Here is a 1,131-nt window from a genome sequence, read left to right as displayed (position 1 = left end):
CGGTGAAGGATCCCCTTACGGGCATGCGATCTGGGCTGACGCCTGTGACCGAGTGTTCAGTTCGCGCTGTATAGTTCAGTCCATGATGACTATTGCTTCGCGTCTCGACGTGATGAACCGCCTGGGTCGTGCACTGGCCGACCCCACTCGATCCCGGATCATCTTGACCCTGCTCGACCATCCCGCTTACCCGGCGGAACTGGCCCGAGATCTGGACCTGACACGCCCGAACGTGTCCAACCACCTGGCATGCCTGCGCGATTGCGGGATCGTCGTCTCCGAGCCCGAGGGTCGTCGGACACGATATGAGATCGCCGATTCGCACCTGGCGCAGGCGCTGACGGCACTGGTCGATGCCACCCTGGCAGTGGACGAAGACGCCCCGTGCATCGATCCCGCCTGCTCGCTTCCCGGATGCGACGCAGCTGGGGAGGGCGCATGATCCTCACCTCGGTCTTGCAGGCGATGGGCCTGTTCGCAGCGACCAACATCGACGACATCATCGTGCTCTCCCTCTTCTTCGCGCGAGGGGCAGGCCAGCGCGGCACTACCGCCCGCATTCTGGCCGGCCAGTACCTCGGATTCGCCGGCATCCTCGGTGCCGCGGTCCTGGTGACCATCGGCGCCGGAGCATTCCTGCCCTCGGCAGCCATCCCGTACTTCGGCCTCATCCCTCTGGGCCTCGGCCTCTGGGCCGCATGGCAGGCCTGGCGCGGAGACGATGACGACGATGACGACGAGGCCAAGGTTGCCGGCAAGAAGGTCGGCGTGTGGACAGTCGCAGGCGTCACCCTTGCCAACGGCGGCGACAACATCGGCGTCTACACCCCTGTCTTCCTCAGCGTGGAACCTCTCGCAGTAGTCGCCTACTGCATCGTCTTCCTCGCGCTCGTCGCGGTCCTGGTGGCCCTGGCAAAGTTCGTCGCCACCCGCCCCCCGATCGCCGAAGTGCTCGAACGCTGGGAGAACATCCTCTTCCCCATCGTTCTCATCGGCCTCGGCATCGTGATCCTCGTCAGCGGCGGAGCCTTCGGACTCTGACGTAGCGGCAGCGATCCAAACGGCCCCGACCGGGCGCACCCCTCTCGGTTCAGACCGCGACACCTACCTGCAGCCAGTCCTGCGTGATCG

General features: G+C 65.4%; 2 protein-coding genes. Both read left to right on the top strand.

The window, feature by feature from the left end:
- Window positions 1-82: 82 nt before the first annotated feature.
- The gene (locus tag HMPREF3105_RS12630) at window positions 83-442 is read left to right on the top strand and encodes a Cd(II)/Pb(II)-sensing metalloregulatory transcriptional regulator CmtR (RefSeq protein WP_017488126.1); all 360 of its coding nucleotides are present in this window, start codon (window positions 83-85) and stop codon (window positions 440-442) included.
- Complete coding sequence (locus tag HMPREF3105_RS04560) at window positions 439-1,041, top strand: cadmium resistance transporter (RefSeq protein WP_002854802.1); 603 nt, start codon at window positions 439-441, stop codon at window positions 1,039-1,041. Before HMPREF3105_RS12630 ends, HMPREF3105_RS04560 begins: the two co-directional genes overlap by 4 nt.
- The last annotated feature ends 90 nt before the right edge of the window (window positions 1,042-1,131 follow it).

The sequence above is a fragment of the Micrococcus sp. HMSC31B01 genome (assembly GCF_001816085.1).
Classification (GTDB): domain Bacteria; phylum Actinomycetota; class Actinomycetes; order Actinomycetales; family Micrococcaceae; genus Micrococcus; species Micrococcus luteus.
The sequence above is the reverse complement of the archived record's forward strand: the minus strand, read 5'-3'. Positions and strand labels throughout refer to the sequence as shown.